At 69.5% G+C, this 1,064-nt stretch carries 1 protein-coding gene; it reads left to right on the top strand.

Annotation, left to right across the window (positions count from 1 at the left end; genetic code table 11):
* A partial coding sequence (gene tnpB, locus ACLQ26_RS33005; protein WP_425748273.1) for an IS607 family element RNA-guided endonuclease TnpB occupies positions 1-1,064 on the top strand: 1,064 nt, incomplete at both ends.

Below are 1,064 nucleotides of genomic sequence, written 5' to 3'. Positions count from 1 at the left end.
TCCTACGGCGTGGCGCACGAGGCGTTGACGCCGTCGCTGTCATGGTCCCTCGCTGGGTTGCGCAAGGCGTGGAACGCCGCTAAGCCCGGGGTTGCGCCGTGGTGGGACGAGGTGTCGAAGGAGGCGTTCAACACCGGCTTGGACGCCCTCGCGCGCGGCTTGAAGAATTGGGCCGACTCCCGTAAGGGCGCACGGGCCGGGCGGCCGGTCAGGTTTCCCCGGTTCAAGTCCCGCCGCCGCAGCACACCATCCGTGCGGTTCACCACCGGGGCGATCCGGGTCGAACCCGACCGCATGCACGTGGTGCTGCCCCGACTGGGCCGGTTGAAGCTGCACGAGTCGGCCCGCAAACTCGCCCGCCGCCTGGACAACGGCACCGCCCGGATCATGTCCGCGACTGTGCGACGCGACGGCGGACGCTGGCACGTGTCGTTCACCGTTGACGTCGAACGGGCCGAACGCGCCCCTGCCCGGCCGCAGTCGGTCGTCGGCGTGGACGTCGGGATCAAGCACCTTGCGGTGCTGTCCACTGGCGAACTGGTCGACAACCCGCGCCACCTAGTCGCCGCGCAGCAACGCATGCGCTCGTTGGGTCGGGCGCTGTCACGCAAGACCGGCCCGGACCGGCGTACCGCACGACGAGCCTCGAAGCGGTGGGAACGGGCAGCCGCCCGGCTCGGCCGCGCTCACGCCCGCGTGGCGAACCTGCGCCGCGACGGCCTGCACAAGCTCACCACCCGCCTGTCCCGCGAGCACAGCATGATCGTGGTCGAACACCTCAACGTGGCCGGCATGCTCGCCAATCGGCGGCTGGCCCGGCACATCGCAGACGCCGGTTTCGCGGAGATCCGCCGCCAGTTGGCGTACAAGACCGGATGGAACAATGGTCAGCTACTGCTGGCCGACCGCTGGTATCCGTCCTCCAAGACCTGCTCGGGCTGCGGCACAGTGAAAACCAAGCTGGCCCTGTCCGAGCGCGAATACACCTGCGAGGCGTGCGGTCTGGTCATCGACCGGGACCGCAACGCCTCCTTGAACCTGGCCGCTCTCGCGGCCGAGTTCGA

The sequence above is a fragment of the Micromonospora sp. DT43 genome (assembly GCF_049841645.1).
GTDB lineage: Bacteria > Actinomycetota > Actinomycetes > Mycobacteriales > Micromonosporaceae > Micromonospora.
The sequence above is the reverse complement of the archived record's forward strand: the minus strand, read 5'-3'. Positions and strand labels throughout refer to the sequence as shown.